Raw genomic sequence first — 14,606 nt, forward strand, 5'->3', positions numbered from 1 at the left:
GGGTGGGTTCGATCCCGGTCCGTTCGAACTCCGCGGCCTCCGCGTCGTCGCGGCGGGCGGTGGCGAGGAGGTTCGTGAGGACGATCTCGTTGCCGAAGACCCGCAGGTGGCAGGCCCCCTTGGTCGGGCAGTCGCAGCGCTCCGCGACGGCCTCCCCGAACATGCGCTTTGCGTCCTCGTCGCTCATCGTGTCCAGAATGCATCCGCTCATGCCGCTAGGGTCGCGCATCGCCGCGGAGCGGGGGGCGACCCCTGGGATGCGTGCCGAGGGGGTAGGGGATGCGGGCTGTGGTCCACCCCGACGTCGGGTGTCGGTGTCACCGACGCCCGACGTGCGTGGGGGGCGCGAACCGTTGGCTCTCAGGCGGCGTCGTCGTGGAGGTGGGACCCCATGATGAGGCCCACGATCTCCGTGCGCGTCGCGTCGGCCGTCGCCCTCACGGCGCCCAGCGTGCCGTTGTGCATGACGGCGATCCGGTCCGCGACGGCGAAGACGTGATCCAACGTGTGACTAATCATCACGATGGTGACGCCGTCGGCTTTGAGGCGCCGAATGATGTCGAGGACCTTGTCCTGCTCCTCGACGCCGAGGGCTGCGGTCGGTTCGTCCATGATGACGAGCTCCGCCTGTTCGTAGAGGGCGCGGCCGATCGCCACCGCCTGGCGCTGTCCGCCGGACATCGTGGCGGCCGGCGCATACGGGTTGCCGATGGCGAGGCCGACCTGGTCGCGAACGACGCGCGTCGCGACGTCACGCATCCGGGCCTTGTCCGTGACGGTGATGAGGCCGCCCAGGAACGACCGGGTCAACTCGCGACCGAGGAAGAAGTTGGAGGGGAGATCGAACGTCGGGACGAGCGCAAGATCCTGGTAGATCGTCTCGATCCCGAGTTCGCGCGCACGGTCGGGGTGGTCCATTTCGACGGGGGTGCCGTTCAGTCGGACGGTCCCCCCGTCGGCCGGATGCACCCCGGTGAGGACCTTGATCAGGGTGGATTTGCCGGCGCCGTTGTCCCCGACGAGACCCAGCACTTCGCCGCGGTGGATGTCGAGATCCACGCCGCGCAGCGCGACGACGCCTCCGAATCGCTTGACGAGCCCGCGCAGCTCGACGTGGGGTGTGCCCGAGGGCGGGGGAGGGTTCTCCCCCGCCTCGGTCCGGGTCGTGGCGTCGCTCACTCGAGCTCGGCCTCGACCTCGGGCCAGTTCTCCATGAGTTCGAGCGCCTCGCGCGGGACCTTCGTGAGGATGTCCTCGCGGCTCGACACCATGACCATGTCCAGCGGGTACTGCTTCTGGACCGGATCGCCGTTGAGGTCGGCGTGGATCGCTTCGGCGATGTAGCGGCCGCTCGACTGGCTGTCGCGGAAGATCGAGCCCTTGATCAGGCCCTCCCAGATCATGTCCAGCTCGGGCGGCACGGCGCCGAATCCGAAGACGTCGACGTCGTCGATGTCCATGGCGTCGAGCGCCGTCGCGGTGCCCATCGCCATGGCGCTGTTCCCGGCGTAGATGGCCGTCACGTCCGGGTACGCCAGGATCTGACGCTCCGTGGCGTCGTAGGCGCGCGCCTGCTCCCAGTACGCGTACTGTTCGAACGCGACCTCGACGCCGGCGTCCACCCAAATGTCGCGGGCCGTACCCACGCGCTCCTCGGAGATCTGGTTTCCGGGCTCGGCGAACATCAGCCCGATCTCGTCGCCGCCGCTCAGGACGTTGTCGAGGGCCCACTCCGCCGTGATGCGGCCACCCTCGGCGTGCGAGTAGCCGGAGTACGCCATGACGTCCACGCCCGAATCGTCGGGGTGCACGTCGAGGTGGTTGATGACGATGATGGGGATGCCGGCCTCGTTGGCCGACTGCAGGGCGGGAACGATCCCGAAGTAGTCGATCGGCCCCACGATGATGTAGTCGACGCCCAGCGTGATGAAGTCCTCGACGATGTCGAGTTGCTGCTGCATGTTCGCCTCGGCCGTCGACGCGCGGGCGGTGAACTCGTAGTCGACGCCCAGGTCGTCGAGGCGGGCCTGGAACCCGGCTGCGAACTGCCCGAAGTAATCGAGGGTGTCGTACACCGGGGGGGCGAAGCCGATCTGGACGGTTTGCGCGTGACCGAAACCGAGCAGCGACAGCGCGCCGAAGAGCAGAACCGTACGAAGCGTGTGCTTGAACATGGTGTTCCTCCTAGCAGGGAGCGGTGGGGGGACGGGCGGACGGGGACGAGGGACGGAACGTCACATCGCGACACCTCCGGGTCCAGCGCGACGACGACTCACGAGGTCGCCATTCCTTGACGTCGCGCCCGATAGAGCTGGATGGCGACGGCGATGACGAGGGTCAGACCAATGACGAGTTGCTGCCAGTAGAAGGGGACGCGCATCAGCACGAGGCCGTTCTCCGCGACCCCCAGGAACATCGCGCCCAACAGGGTTCCGAGGAGCGTGGCGTAACCGCCGAACAGGAACGTGCCTCCGAGCACCACGACGGCGATCGCGTGCAGTTCCATCATTTGGCCCAGAACGGCTTGCGCGGCGTCGAGGCGGGCGGCGAGCATGATGCCCGCCAGCCCGGCGAGGGTGCCGGAGATGACGTAGGCGGCCCACTCGTAGCGCCAGGCCCGCACGCCGGCTCGTACCGCGGCGCTGCGCTCGCCGCCGATCGCGAGGACGTACGCTCCGAACCGTGTTCGGTTCATCACGTAGGCCCCGAGGGCGACGACGACGAGCGCGATGATGCCGGGCATGGGGACGCCGAACACGCGGCCCTGGCCGAGGAAGACGAACGCGTCGGGAAACCCGCGCAACTGGTTCGGTCCCATCACCAGGTAGGCGGCGCCGCGGACGGCGGTGAGCGTCCCCAGGGTCGTGATGAGGGGTGGAACCTTCAGGACGGTGATGAACAGGCCGTTGACCACTCCCACCGCCGCACCGGCGGCGAGCCCTGCGCCAATGCCCAGCGGGACGCTCAAGGCGATGCCGGACTCCAAGACGATCGCGGTGGTGCTGGCGGACAGCGCCACCGTCGAGCCGACCGACAGGTCGATCCCCTTGGAGGCCATGACGACGGTCATGCCGGTGCCGAGGACCACGAAGATCGAGATTTGACGCAGCACGTTGAACAGGTTGCGGGACTCCAGGAATACCGGGTTGACCAGGGTGATGACCACCATCAGCAGCACCAACGGGATGATGAGGCCGAGGGGCGACCGCAGGCCCGGGTTGCGCTCGAGGAAGCCGAGCCGGGCGGTCGGTGCCGTCCGGGGTTCGGACGCGGGGACGGTCGGGGCGTGGTCGCTCATGCGGGGTCCTCCTGAAGGGTGGGGTGGGGTGAGGGCGTGAGGATGTCGGCGACGCCGTTCGGCGTCCCCTCGGGAAAGCGCGCTCCCGGTCGCGTGACGCTGGCGCTCGCGACGCGTGTCGCCGTGGTGATGGCGGCGTCGAGCGGTCTGCCGGCGGCGGTTTCGGCGGCGAGAACGCCGGTGAAGACGTCGCCGGCTCCGAGCGTGTCGACGGCGTGAACGGGAAGGCCGGCGACGTGAAGGGGGCCGTGCGTGGGGGACCAGCCGACGGCCCCGGCCGCACCGAGCGTCACCACCGCCGTCCGCTCGCCGCCCGCGAGCGTGCGCGCAGCGTCGGCGGCGCTGCCCTCGTCGACGGGCCGTCCGAGTCGCTCGCCCGCTTCGTGCTCGTTCACCACCAGCACCGTCCATCGGGCGTCGAGCGCGTCGTCGAGACGGTCGACGGGGGCGGCGTTGAGGACGACGGTCGCCCCGACGTCGCGGGCGCGTTCGGTTACGGCGTGCAACGCGTCGAGAGGCGCCTCGAGGGCGAGCGCGATCACCGCGTCGGGGGTGAACCAGGCGTCGGGGAGTTCGGCGACGTCGTCGGCGCTGAGACCCGCGTTCGCCCGTGGAGCGACGACGGTGGCGTAGCGACCGTCGCCGTCCATGAAGACGAGCCCGAGGCCGGTCCCGCGCGCGTCGGTCGCCAGGTGGCGAACGTCGCAGCCGGCGGCGACGAGGTCGTCGCGAACGGCGCGCCCGAAGTCGTCGTCGCCGACGCGGCCCACGAACCGCGTGTGTGCACCCCATCGCGCGGCGGCGCAGGCGAGGTTCGCGGCCTTGCCGCCGGGAGCGCCGTGGAAGTCGTCCGCAACGAGCGTTTCCCCCTCGCCGGGTAGGCGCCCGGCGTGGGCGACCAGGTCGTAGTTCGCGCCGCCGACGACGAGGACGTTCATCGCGGGTTTCGCTCCGTGACGGGTCCAACGACGTCCAGCGCGGCGAAGGCGTCCTGACGGGCGCGCGCGTCGGCGAGGGCGGCGGCGTCGATCTCGCCGGCGCGGCGCCAGAGGTCGCGTACGGCAGCGACGTTGCGCCGGGCCTCCTCGACGGGGTCCTCGTTGACGGGGAAGGTGTCGAAGTAGACGTGTTGGTCGTAGCCGCCTCGCCGCAATTCGAAGAGGAGCTCGAGGGTCGACAGGGGATGGATGGAGCCGACGAGGAGCCCGTCGTCCGCGCGTCCGAAGCCGTCGTTGAGGTGCAGTCCGAAGAGTCGGTCCTCCGCGAGCGCGCGCACGGCCGCCTGAGCGGGGTTCTCGCCCGCGATGAGGCTGTGGGCGACGTCGAGGGTGACGCCCACGTTGTCGCGCTCGGTGTCGCGGGCAATGAGAAGGGACGTCGCCATGTCGTGCGCCGCGTAGAACTTCCGGGGTTCGAGCGGCTTGTACTCCAGCGACACCATCACGTCGGGGAGGGCGTCCGCAACGGCGGTGAAGCCGGCGACCAGGTCGTCGTGGAGCGCGCGGTAGTCGACTTGGAAGGGGTAGTCGTACCCGTCGAAGGCGGGCCACACGATGACGTGTCGCGCGCCGAGATCGAGGGCCAGCATGCCCGCCTCGACCGTCGTTCGGATCGCCTTGTCGCGCAGCGACGCATCGGGATTCGTGAAGGCGCCGGCAGCGAAGCGATCGTCGAAGCGTAGGTTGATTGCTCCGACGGCGAGGTCGGTGGCGGCGAGCGTGTCGCGAAGCGCGTCGCGATCGATTCCCTCGAGGTGTTGAGGGTAGTTGAGGTCGACCGCTCCGAGTCCGTCGACCGTGGCGGCGCGGCGGATGCGGTTCAGGACGTCCAACGGTCCGTCCCACAGGTCGGGTCGCGAACGCATGGAGTTGAGGCGGCTGGCGAGGATGGGTTCGGTCATGCGGGTCTCCGATCAGCGAAGCCGCTTGCGCGTCACGGAGCGCATGGTGGCTTCGAGGTTGGCTTGGGAACGCTCGGCGTGGACTTGAGCCACGCGAACGAACAGGGCGTCGAGGACGTTGAGTTGCGCCACGCGCGAGGCGGCGTTCTCGCCGGTGATGGGCGAGCCTTGCGAGGCGGAGAGCAGCGCGACGTCGACGACGCGTGCAAGCTCCGATTCGGGCGTGTTCGTGATGCCGATCGTCGTGGCCCCCTGGCCTGCAGCGAGCTCGAGCGCTTCGAGTACGGCGACCGTGGCGCCGGAGTGACTGATGCCGAGGGCGACGTCGTCCTTCTCGAGAAGGCTCGCGGTCATGGCCATGAGGTGGGTGTCGTCGTGGGCGCGAGCGGGAATGCCGATGCGCAGGAGCTTGTGCTCGAAGTCGCGCGCGATGGTGGCCGAGCCCCCGACCCCGACCAGCAGACGCTGATCCGCACCTGCGAGGGCGCCGGCCGCACGATCGAAGGCGCCGTAGTCGAAGATGGCCAGGGTGTCGGTGAGGGCTTGCGTGGCGGTGTGGAACACCTTTCGCACGACGGTTTCGGGGTCGTCGGACAGTGCGAGTTCTTCGTGGAGTTCGGCGCCGACCACGCTTCGGTAGGCGAGCAGGATGTCGCGGAGGTCGCGGAACCCCTGGAGCCCGAGGCGCTGCGCGAACTTCACGACGGCCGCCTGCGAGACGCCGGCGGCGCCGGCGACGTGCGCGAGGCGTACGTCGCCGGCCGACTGATTGCGGAGTTCGAGCACGACCTCGGCGATGGCGCGCTCGGCGGGGGTGAGGTTGGGCATGAGCCCCTGGATGGTGACGACGAGCGCTCGTGGGTTGTCGCGATACACGCCGGTCCTATCGGCCAGTCCCGTTTCCACGGCGGCCTCCTTCCGGAGATCCTCGAATTGGATGACCGGAACGTTACGGAGTGTGAACTAGGAAGTCAAGCAAACGCGAATGGGGTTTCGCGATGAATGACAGAATGCCCGTCTAGGGCGTGAAAACGACGAATCGTCGTCGAACGTCGCTCCCAAAAAACTTCACGTTCGTGATGACCTGGCTGAACTCCGGCGCGTCGTGTTCCGAGGCGTCGACCGTCCCGACGTCAGAACGACCGCCGCGCCCAGGCGGCGTGGGCTGCGAGGTTGCGGGGGTCGGGCCGGAGGGCGGGCGCGTCGGGGAGGTGGAGTCGGGTGTCGTGGAGGGGGGCGTAGCGGGTCGCCGCGAGCTGCGGGTGGAGCTGCGCACGCAACGCGTCGGGGTCGACCGTCAGGCGACCGACGTCGAACGGCGGGTGGAGGTCCGCGCGGAGGAGGAGGCCGTTGGTGGCGCTGCTGGGTCCGTCCTCGGCGAAGGGCACGACGTGCGCCGCCTCGAGGGCGGGTTCCGCGTCGTAGCGCGAGACGGCGCACACGCCGCCGTACGCGTCGAGGAGCTGCCCGCGGAACGCCGCCTGGCCGCGACGCCGGACGATCTCGCGGAAGACCCGCTGGCGGTCCAGGACCGGCCCGACGACGTCCGGTGCGTCGGCGCGCGCGGCGGCGAGGACGTCCTCGCGCAACGCGGCGAGGCGGTCGAACTCCGCCTCCGGTCCGGGGGCGCGGACGACGCCGTCGGGGCGGGCCCCCTCGAGGAAGAAGAAGCCGCCGTCGAAGCCGGCGACGAGCGCGAGGCCGAGCACCTCGTAGCGGGACGTGGGTTTGGTGCGGACCTGTTTGAACACCGCGACCGGGACGCGGTCGGCGAGGGCGGCGAGGAGGCCTCGGTTGGTGGCTTTGCGTTCGTGGTCCTCGGCGCGGAAGCCCTCCTGAACGTACGCGAACGACCAACTGCCGTCGGCGCGGCGGACGATCTGGTCCTGGTAGGGCGACCCGAGGTTCTGGCGGACGCTGAGCGCGTAGACGGTCCACGCCGGCTTGAAGATCCCCCGGGGGGTCGACGCGAGGTGGGTGGTGCCGGACGGAAACGTGACGGGACCGCGGGGCCAGGGGACGACGGTGCCGGTCCGCGCGGCGTACCAGCGAAGGGCGTCGCGGTGGAGCGGCGGGAGGCGGCGGAGGAGGGCGTCGACGTGCAGCGTGCGGCCCCCCGCCGCCGCTCCGCCGTCGTGCCCGTCTCCGTGCATGCCCGAGGATACGGCGGTCCCCGCCGCGCGTCGAGGGTGGCCCGCGTCAGGCCTCGCGCGTGGCGTACGCCAGGCCGGCGGCGACGACGAACAGGGCGGCGGCGATGAGGGTCAGGGCGGTCGGGATGACCGTGGTGCCGGCCGCGTCGGCCCACGCGCCGATCACGCCGGTCGTGGCGACCGGCCCGAGGGCGGCGAGGGCGAGGGCGAACGGCACGATGCGTTCGCTGCGGGCGGGGAAGACCCGCGCGATCCAGGCGAGACCGGTCGGGAAGATCGGGGCGAACAACAGGCCGGTGACGGCGTACGCCGCGGGCGCGATCGCCGGCACGTGGGTCGCGGCGAGCCCGAGGGTGGAGAGGCCGGCGCTGACGAGGACGACGGTGCGGGGCCGGAAGCGGGCGGCGACGGGGATGGCGAGGAAGCGGCCCGCGGTGAGGGCGACCCAGAACAGGCTCGTCAGGAACGCGGCGCGGCTGGCGCCGACGAACGGCTCGAGGTGCAGCGTCTCCCAGTTGGCGACGCCGGATTCGGTGCTGACGTAGAGCGCGTAGAAGAGGGCGAAACCGATCGCGGCGAGCCACGGCGTGCAGCTGCCCGGGGCGGGGGTCTCGACGGCGGGGCTGGGGAGGCGGGTCGCGAGGAGCGTGGCGGTCCCGGCGAACGCCGCGAGGGCGAGGAACGGGACCACGAGGGCGTCCCCGACCGCGCCGACGACGGCGGGGCCGGCGATCGCGCCGATCCCGAAGAGGGCGCTGAGCAGGTTGAGGATCGGGGCGGCCTGGTCCTGGAACACGCGGGTGACGAGCAGGTTGAAGGCGACGTTGATGAGCCCGAACCCGATCCCGCCGAGGATCGCGCCGGTGAGCAGCAGCGGCCAGCTGGGGGCGAGCGCGGCGAGCAGCATGCCGCTCGTAGCGACGCTGCCCGCAGCGACCATCGTGGGGCGGTAGCCGACGCGGCTCAGCAGCAGCGGTGCGGTGAGCGTCGAGGCGAACCCGCCGAAGAAGTGCGCCATCACCGTCGCGCCGACGGTGTCGACGCCGACGTCGTAGCGGTCCATCAGGCCCGGGAACGCGGGGCCGTAGAGCGCCTGCACGGCCCCGAGCGCCACCAGGCCGAACAGCGAGGCGACGACGACGAGGAGGCGGTCGGAGCGGGGGTAGGCGGGCGCGGGCACGAACGACGACGCTACCACCTGCTCCGGGGGCGCGGCGGGGACGGCGTACGGGCCGCGGTGCACGCGACGGCGGCCGCCCCGGGGGGCGGCCGCCGCTGCGAGCTCGGGGGGTTCGGTCAGTTCACGACGGTGGCGATGAACGCTTCGGTTTCGCCCGAGGCGGTCTGCATGACGTCGGAGATCAGCCCGCCGAACGTGCGGGCGACCAGCCCGGAGTTCATGCGGGCGACGTGGACGGTGCCGTCGCTGGTCTCGTAGATCGAGACGCGGCAGGGCATCATCGGCGTGACGATGCGTTCGTCGTCCTGCTCGAGGATTTCGATGGAGTGGCGCGAGGAGCACAGGTCGAAGACCATGACGGGGTCGACGTCGGCGCCGTGGTTGGCGACGACGGCCTGCATGTCGCGGGCCTCGAGGACGCTCCAGCCCGCTTCGTCGGCGGCGGCCTGGAACTCCGCGACGGTCTCTTCGAAGCCGTAGGGGCTTTCGTCGACCATCATCATCATCGACGGGGCGGAGAACCAGACGATGGCGAGCGCGAGGATCGCGCCGACGACGAGGCCGAGGAGCGTACCGGTGAGGGTCTTGGCGTTCATGGGGTGCCTCCTTCTCTCGGGACGGGGGGTCGGCCGATGCGGCGGGCGCCGCCAGGGACGGGGGCGGCCGAGGGCGTCCCGCACGACCGAAGGATACCCATGGGGGGTATCGGAACCGTAGGGGACGAACGTCCTCCGACCGCGCGGCGGGGCTCAGGCGTCGTGGGTTCGCGCGGGTAGGTGCACCTCGAACCGGGCGCCCCCGAGCGGCGACGGGCCCGCGACGACGCCGCCGCCGTGCAGCGTGACGAGCGCCTTCACGATCGCCAGCCCGAGCCCCGAACCGCCCGCTTCGCGTCGGCGCGCCGCATCCCCGCGCACGAACCGGTCGAACACGGCCGTCTCCAGGCCCTCGGGGAGGCCGGGGCCGTCGTCGTCCACGCTCAGGTGGACCTCGGCGCCGGTGGCGCCCTGCACGCGGGCGACCGACGTCCGGACCGTGCCCCCGGGGGGCGCGTGGCGGACGGCGTTGTCGAGCAGGTTGCCGATCACCTGCCGGAGGCGGTCGGCGTCGCCGTCGACCGTCGCGACCTCGGACGCGTCGGGTCCCTCGATCGCCAGCTGGACGTCCGCCGACCGCGCGATCGGCTGGAACGTCGCGACGACGTCGCGCGCGAGCGCGGTCAGGTCCAACGGTGCGCACGTGAGGTCCAACTCGTGCGCTTCGGCGCGCGTGAGCGTCCGCAGGTCGTGCACCAACCGCTCGAGCAGGCCGACCTGCGCCAGCAGCGCCTCGACGCGGGCGGGGTCGGCCTCCATGAGGCCGTCCTGGATCGCTTCGAGCTCCCCGCGCAGCACCGCCAGCGGCGTCCGGAGCTCGTGCGCGACGTCGCTCGTGAAGCGTTCCTTGCGGTCGACCTCCGCCTGGAGGCGGTCGGCGGTCGCATCGAACGTGCGGCCGAGGGCGGCGATCTCGTCGCCGCCCTCGAGCCCCGCGCGCACCTCGCGCTCTCCGGCGCCGTAGCGGCGCGTCGCGCGCGTGAGGCGGGCCAGGGGACGGGTCACCCCCACCGCGACGCCGCCCCCCACCAGGAGGGCGGCGACGAGGGCGACGACGCCCGCCTGTAGGTTCGCGCGCGCGAGGTTGCTCAGCAGCACCGCGCGGCCGGCGTCGGCCAGCCCGAGCGCCGGACCCCCGTCGCGCGGACCCAAGCGCTCCCCGCGGGACGGGGGCGCCGCCTCGTCGCTCGGGAGGACCCGTTCCCCGCGGAACATGCCCGGTTGGCGCAGCGCCTCGGGGATGCGGTCGGCCGCGACCCGGTAGGCGAACAGACCGGTCACCGAGACGGAGAACGCCGCGACGGCGGCGAAGGCCAGCAGCAGCTTCGTCGCCAGCTTCACGGCCGCACCCGGTAGCCGAACCCGCGGACGGTCTCGAGCCGGTCGCGGCAGCGCCCCAGCCGGTGGCGGAGGTTCTTCACGTGGGCATCCACCGTCCGTTCGTCCGCCCACGACCCCTCGAGCGCGTCGAGGAGCTCCTCGCGGGAGAGCGCCTCGCCGGCCCGTGCGACGAGGACGGCGAGGAGGCGGAACTGCGCCGGGCTGAGCGCCAGCGGCTCGCCGGCGCAGCGGGCCTGCGCCGCGCCGACGTCGACCGCCAGGTCGCCGGCGACGTGGTGGGTGGGGGAGCGCACCCGGCCGCTGCTGCGGCGCAGGACCGCCGTCACGCGGGCGACGACCTCGCGGGGGCTGAACGGCTTGACGACGTAGTCGTCGGCGCCGATCCCCAACCCCGCGAGCCGGTCGGCCTCCTCCGCCTTCGCGGTCACCATCACGATCGGCACGTCGGAGCGCTCCCGGACGTGCCGCGCGACCTCGAGGCCGTCGGGGGCGGGGATCATCAGGTCCAACAGGATCAGGTCGGGGTCGGCGGCGCGCCAGAGCTCCAGCGCCCGCGCGCCGTCGGCTGCGCGTTCGGTGGCGAAGCCGGCGTGCCGGAGGTAGCGCTCGAGCACCTCGGCGATGCGGGGTTCGTCCTCGACGATCAGGATGCGTTCACCGGCCATGCGGCCCCCTCCTGCGTCCATCGTACGCGGGCCCCCCGACCGACGCCGGGGGGCCCGCGCAACGCGGGGGGTTCAGCGGTGCCGGCCGGGCCCGCCGCGCTCCGCGTCGGGGCGTCCGTGCCCCTTCGTCATCGCGCCGTCGGTCTCGGCGTGCATGCCCGCGCCGGCCTGCGGGCCGCCCCGGCCCTCGGGCCGACCGAGGTCGGCGAGGTCGACGCCCGCCTCGGTGGCGAGCTCCTGCAGCGTCGCGCCCCCCTGCACGGCGGCGGTGAGTTCGTCGGGGGTCATGCCGAGCGCCTCGGCGAAGGCGGCGTGGTTCGCGCCGGGCGTCCCGTCGCCGCGCGCGCCCATGCCGCCGGCGGCGTCGCTGCGGCCGCGGGCCTCGCCCATCGGCGTCGCGGCGTCGCCGTCCTGCGCGTGCTGCTGCGCGCGCGCTCGGATCGGGTCGGTCGCCGGGTCGTGATCGAGGCTCGGGTCCTGGATGCGACGCTGGGTTTGCGTTTGGGTCTGCGTCGCGTCGGGGGCGGGTTCCTGGGCGGCGTCCTGGGCGACGGCGAGGCCGAGCGCGAGGGCGGCGGTGGCGGTGGCGAGCGTGAGGATGCGGATCATGAGGGACTCCTTTCGTCCATGCGGAACGGTGGGTGCCGTTCCGATGCGTGAACGATAGGCGGGTCCGTGTGAACGTCGTGCGAACGCCCGCGCGGGGCGCGGGCGGGAGGCTAGGTCGGGGGCGGGGGTGCGGCGGCGAGGGAGGCCGCGTCCGGCGTTTCGCCGCGCGCGAGCGCGGCCGCGAGGGCGTGCATGGTGGCGCCGATCGCGTCGCGGACCTCCCGCCAGCGGTCCAGGGCGTGGCCGCTGGGGTCGGGGAAGGCGACGTGGAGGCGGGTGGTGTCGGCGGGGTAGGCGGGGCAGGCCTCGTTCGCCGCGTCGCAGACGGTGAGCACCACGTCGAAGCGCCACGGGTCGGGTAGGTCGTACAGGGTCTTGGAGGTGTGCGCCGCGAGGTCGAGGCCGACCTCGCGCATGACCGTCACGGCGTCCGGTTTGACGCGGGTCGCTTCGGTGCCGGCGGAGTGGACGTCGGCGTCGAGGCCCAGCGCGTCGGCGTGGTGGCGGAGCCACGCTTCGCCCATCTGGCTGCGGGCGCTGTTGTGCGTGCACAGCACCAGGAGGCGGAGCGGCCGGGTCACGCGTCGGGCCGGGGCGCCCCGTCGGGCGTGACGCGGTCGGGGGTGGCGCACACCTCCGCTGCCGCGGCGGCGCGGGTGGGATCGGCCGGAATCGGGGGTGCGGCGTCGAAGCGAAGGTGGCGCTGCAGCCACAACGCGACGTGCACCAGCCCCAGCAGGACCGGGACCTCGACGAGGGGGCCGATGACGGTGGCGAAGGCGACGCCGGAACCGAGGCCGAAGGCGGAGACCGCGACGGCGAGCGCCAGCTCGAAGTTGTTGCTGGCGGCGGTGAACGACAGCGTCGTCGTCACGCCGTAGTCCGCGCCGACCAGGCGGCCCATCGCGAAGCTCACGAGGAACATCGCGACGAAGTAGATCAGCAGCGGCGCCGCGACGCGGACGACGTCCAGCGGGCGGCCGAGGATGGCGTCGCCCTGGAGGGCGAACATCGTCAGGATCGTGAACAGCAGCGCGATCAGGGTGAGGGGGGAGATGCGCGGCACGAAGGTCGCGTCGTACCAGGCGCGGCCCTTGCGGGGGATCAGGATCGCGCGGGTCAGCAGCCCCCCGGCGAAGGGGAGGCCGAGGTACGTCAGGACCGCGGCGGCGATCTCGCCCGTCGAGATCGCCACGACGGCGCCCTCGAGCCCGAGGACGGGGGGGAGGACGGCGAGGAACAGCCAGGCGTACACCCCGAAGAAGAGGATCTGGAAGACGCTGTTGAAGGCGACGAGGCCGGCGGCGTAGTCGTTGTCGCCGTCGGCCAGCTGGTTCCACACGAGCACCATGGCGATGCAGCGGGCGAGGCCGATGAGGATGACGCCGGTCATCAACTCCGGGTGGTCGCGGAGGAAGGCGACGGCGAGGCCGAACATCAGCAGCGGCCCGATCAGCCAGTTCTGGATCAGCGACAACGCCAGCACCTTCACGTCGGAGAAGACGCGGGGGAGGGCGCCGTAGCGGACCTTGGCGAGGGGCGGGTACATCATCACGATCAGGCCGATCGCGATGGGGACGTTCGTGCTGCCGATCGAGAGCGCCTCGAGGCCGTGCGCGAACCCGGGGAGGGCGGCGCCCAGCGCGACGCCCGCCGCCATCGCGGCGAGGATCCAGGCGCTCAGGTAGCGGTCGAGGAACGACAGCGACCCGTTCACGCCGTCGGTCCGTCGCCGTGGGGGGCGCCGACGAGGCGTGGCGCGGGGGGCGCGTCGGGGGTGGCGTCCGCCGCGGCGCGCGCGAAGGCGGCGAGCCCGTCGGCGAGCGCGGCGAGGCGCGCGGGGACGAGGTCGTAGTACACCCAGCGGCCGCGCTTCTCGGCGGTGACGAGGTCGACCTCGACGAGGGCCTTCATGTGGTGGCTGACGGTCGGTTGGCTCACGCCGAGGAACGTCTCGAGGTCGCAGCCGCAGACGCCGTCCTCGCGGCGGCAGCAGCTCTGGACCGGTTCCAGCAGGAAGGCGAGGATCCGGGCGCGGGTGGGGTCGGCGAGGACCTTGAAGGCGGCGTCCCCGAGGACGCGGGTGGCGTCGGGTCCGGGCGTCACGTCAGGCCTTCGTGCCGTGCAGGACCGCGCCGTAGACGTCGCCGTCGGCGACGCCGGCGGGGGGCGCGTCGACGTGGACGTCGCGGAGGCCCGCCGCCCGGGCCTGCGCTTCGAGCGTCGCGGGGTCGTGCGCGCCCGCCTCGCAGGCGCACCAGCCCTCCAGGTCGTCGGCGGCGTCGGCGGGGGCCGCGCCGTGGCGGAAGGTGTCGCTGATGCGCACCCGCCCGCCGGGCTTGAGGACGCGGACCGCTTCGCGGAGGACGGCGTCGACGTCGCTGGAGAGGTTCACGACGCAGTTGGAGAGGACGACGTCGACGCAGGCGTCGGGCAGCGGCAGCGCCTCGATGGTGCCCTCGAGGTAGCGGACGTGCGCGTGGCCGAGGGCGGCCGCGGCGGCGCGGGCGCGTTCCAGCATCGCCGGGGTCATGTCGACGCCGATCACCTCGCCGGTGGGGCCGACGGCGTCGGCGGCGCGGAGCGTGTCGAAGCCGGCGCCGCTGCCCAGGTCGAGGACGGTCTCGCCGGGTGCGAGGGCGGCGGCGGCGTTCGGGTCGCCGCACCCGAAGCTGGGGACGTCGGCGGGCGCGTCGTCGACGGTGACCGCTTTGGAGCCGCAGCAGTCGCCGGTGGTGAGCCGGTCGGCGTAGTGGCGCGAGACCGCGTCGCGCAGGGCGTCGGGGTCGGCGAGGGGGGTGGGGCGTTCGGGGGTGTCGTTCATACATCGATGCTAATCGATGGATAGGCGGACGTCAATGCGT

The 14,606-nt window shown here is 72.4% G+C and carries 17 protein-coding genes; all 17 read right to left on the reverse strand.

Translation table 11 applies throughout. The features are described from left to right. Positions 1 to 211: hypothetical protein (locus tag RI554_07005; GenBank protein ID MDR9391763.1), on the reverse strand; the 211-nt coding region annotated here is incomplete at its 3' end. Positions 212 to 360: 149 nt separating this feature from the next. After that, a complete protein-coding gene (locus RI554_07010) occupies positions 361 to 1,179 on the reverse strand; it encodes an ATP-binding cassette domain-containing protein (GenBank protein ID MDR9391764.1) in 819 nt (272 codons plus the stop codon). Continuing rightward, the gene (locus RI554_07015) at positions 1,176 to 2,174 is read right to left on the reverse strand and encodes a sugar ABC transporter substrate-binding protein (GenBank protein MDR9391765.1); all 999 of its coding nucleotides are present in this window, start codon (positions 2,172 to 2,174) and stop codon (positions 1,176 to 1,178) included. The genes RI554_07010 and RI554_07015 overlap by 4 nt, the downstream gene beginning before the upstream one ends. Before the next feature lie 98 nt (positions 2,175 to 2,272). Next, complete coding sequence (locus RI554_07020; GenBank protein MDR9391766.1) at positions 2,273 to 3,169, reverse strand: ABC transporter permease; 897 nt, start codon at positions 3,167 to 3,169, stop codon at positions 2,273 to 2,275. 125 nt (positions 3,170 to 3,294) lie between these two features. Next, positions 3,295 to 4,236, reverse strand: coding sequence for a ribokinase (locus tag RI554_07025; protein ID MDR9391767.1), 942 nt, complete (start codon positions 4,234 to 4,236; stop codon positions 3,295 to 3,297). Continuing rightward, positions 4,233 to 5,198 carry a TIM barrel protein gene (locus RI554_07030; protein MDR9391768.1) on the reverse strand — a complete coding sequence of 322 codons (966 nt, stop codon included), beginning with the start codon at positions 5,196 to 5,198 and terminating at the stop codon, positions 4,233 to 4,235. Before RI554_07030 ends, RI554_07025 begins: the two co-directional genes overlap by 4 nt. Before the next feature lie 12 nt (positions 5,199 to 5,210). Next, the gene (locus RI554_07035; GenBank protein MDR9391769.1) at positions 5,211 to 6,104 is read right to left on the reverse strand and encodes an SIS domain-containing protein; all 894 of its coding nucleotides are present in this window, start codon (positions 6,102 to 6,104) and stop codon (positions 5,211 to 5,213) included. A gap of 227 nt (positions 6,105 to 6,331) precedes the next feature. Continuing rightward, positions 6,332 to 7,351 carry an HNH endonuclease signature motif containing protein gene (locus RI554_07040; protein ID MDR9391770.1) on the reverse strand — a complete coding sequence of 340 codons (1,020 nt, stop codon included), beginning with the start codon at positions 7,349 to 7,351 and terminating at the stop codon, positions 6,332 to 6,334. Between the two features lie 46 nt (positions 7,352 to 7,397). After that, entirely contained in the window at positions 7,398 to 8,531 is a 1,134-nt protein-coding gene (locus tag RI554_07045; protein ID MDR9391771.1) for an MFS transporter, read from the reverse strand. 116 nt (positions 8,532 to 8,647) lie between these two features. After that, entirely contained in the window at positions 8,648 to 9,127 is a 480-nt protein-coding gene (locus RI554_07050; GenBank protein ID MDR9391772.1) for a DUF302 domain-containing protein, read from the reverse strand. Between the two features lie 153 nt (positions 9,128 to 9,280). Further along, complete coding sequence (locus RI554_07055; GenBank protein ID MDR9391773.1) at positions 9,281 to 10,468, reverse strand: ATP-binding protein; 1,188 nt, start codon at positions 10,466 to 10,468, stop codon at positions 9,281 to 9,283. Beyond that, a complete protein-coding gene (locus tag RI554_07060; GenBank protein MDR9391774.1) occupies positions 10,465 to 11,133 on the reverse strand; it encodes a response regulator in 669 nt (222 codons plus the stop codon). The genes RI554_07055 and RI554_07060 overlap by 4 nt, the downstream gene beginning before the upstream one ends. A gap of 72 nt (positions 11,134 to 11,205) precedes the next feature. Next, on the reverse strand, positions 11,206 to 11,742 hold the full coding sequence (locus RI554_07065; protein MDR9391775.1) for a hypothetical protein: 537 nt from the start codon (positions 11,740 to 11,742) through the stop codon (positions 11,206 to 11,208). A gap of 110 nt (positions 11,743 to 11,852) precedes the next feature. After that, complete coding sequence (locus RI554_07070) at positions 11,853 to 12,323, reverse strand: arsenate reductase ArsC (protein ID MDR9391776.1); 471 nt, start codon at positions 12,321 to 12,323, stop codon at positions 11,853 to 11,855. Continuing rightward, complete coding sequence (gene arsB, locus RI554_07075) at positions 12,320 to 13,459, reverse strand: ACR3 family arsenite efflux transporter (GenBank protein MDR9391777.1); 1,140 nt, start codon at positions 13,457 to 13,459, stop codon at positions 12,320 to 12,322. Before arsB ends, RI554_07070 begins: the two co-directional genes overlap by 4 nt. After that, complete coding sequence (locus RI554_07080) at positions 13,456 to 13,848, reverse strand: metalloregulator ArsR/SmtB family transcription factor (protein MDR9391778.1); 393 nt, start codon at positions 13,846 to 13,848, stop codon at positions 13,456 to 13,458. Before RI554_07080 ends, arsB begins: the two co-directional genes overlap by 4 nt. 1 nt (position 13,849) lies before the next feature. Then, positions 13,850 to 14,566 carry a methyltransferase domain-containing protein gene (locus RI554_07085; GenBank protein ID MDR9391779.1) on the reverse strand — a complete coding sequence of 239 codons (717 nt, stop codon included), beginning with the start codon at positions 14,564 to 14,566 and terminating at the stop codon, positions 13,850 to 13,852. Positions 14,567 to 14,606: the final 40 nt, after the last annotated feature.

The sequence above is a fragment of the Trueperaceae bacterium genome, from assembly GCA_031581195.1.
Lineage (GTDB): Bacteria > Deinococcota > Deinococci > Deinococcales > Trueperaceae > SLSQ01.

Bases quoted from the DNA above. Each gene is read 5' to 3' on its own strand.
- RI554_07040 (MDR9391770.1), bottom strand. From the start codon at position 7,351: ATGCACGGAGACGGGCACGACGGCGGAGCGGCGGCGGGGGGCCGCACG.
- RI554_07085 (MDR9391779.1), bottom strand. From the start codon at position 14,566: ATGAACGACACCCCCGAACGCCCCACCCCCCTCGCCGACCCCGACGCC.
- RI554_07020 (MDR9391766.1), bottom strand. From the start codon at position 3,169: ATGGTGGTCATCACCCTGGTCAACCCGGTATTCCTGGAGTCCCGCAAC.
- RI554_07015 (MDR9391765.1), bottom strand. From the start codon at position 2,174: ATGTTCAAGCACACGCTTCGTACGGTTCTGCTCTTCGGCGCGCTGTCG.
- RI554_07065 (MDR9391775.1), bottom strand. From the start codon at position 11,742: ATGATCCGCATCCTCACGCTCGCCACCGCCACCGCCGCCCTCGCGCTC.
- RI554_07050 (MDR9391772.1), bottom strand. From the start codon at position 9,127: ATGAACGCCAAGACCCTCACCGGTACGCTCCTCGGCCTCGTCGTCGGC.
- RI554_07030 (MDR9391768.1), bottom strand. From the start codon at position 5,198: ATGACCGAACCCATCCTCGCCAGCCGCCTCAACTCCATGCGTTCGCGA.
- RI554_07060 (MDR9391774.1), bottom strand. From the start codon at position 11,133: ATGGCCGGTGAACGCATCCTGATCGTCGAGGACGAACCCCGCATCGCC.
- RI554_07025 (MDR9391767.1), bottom strand. From the start codon at position 4,236: ATGAACGTCCTCGTCGTCGGCGGCGCGAACTACGACCTGGTCGCCCAC.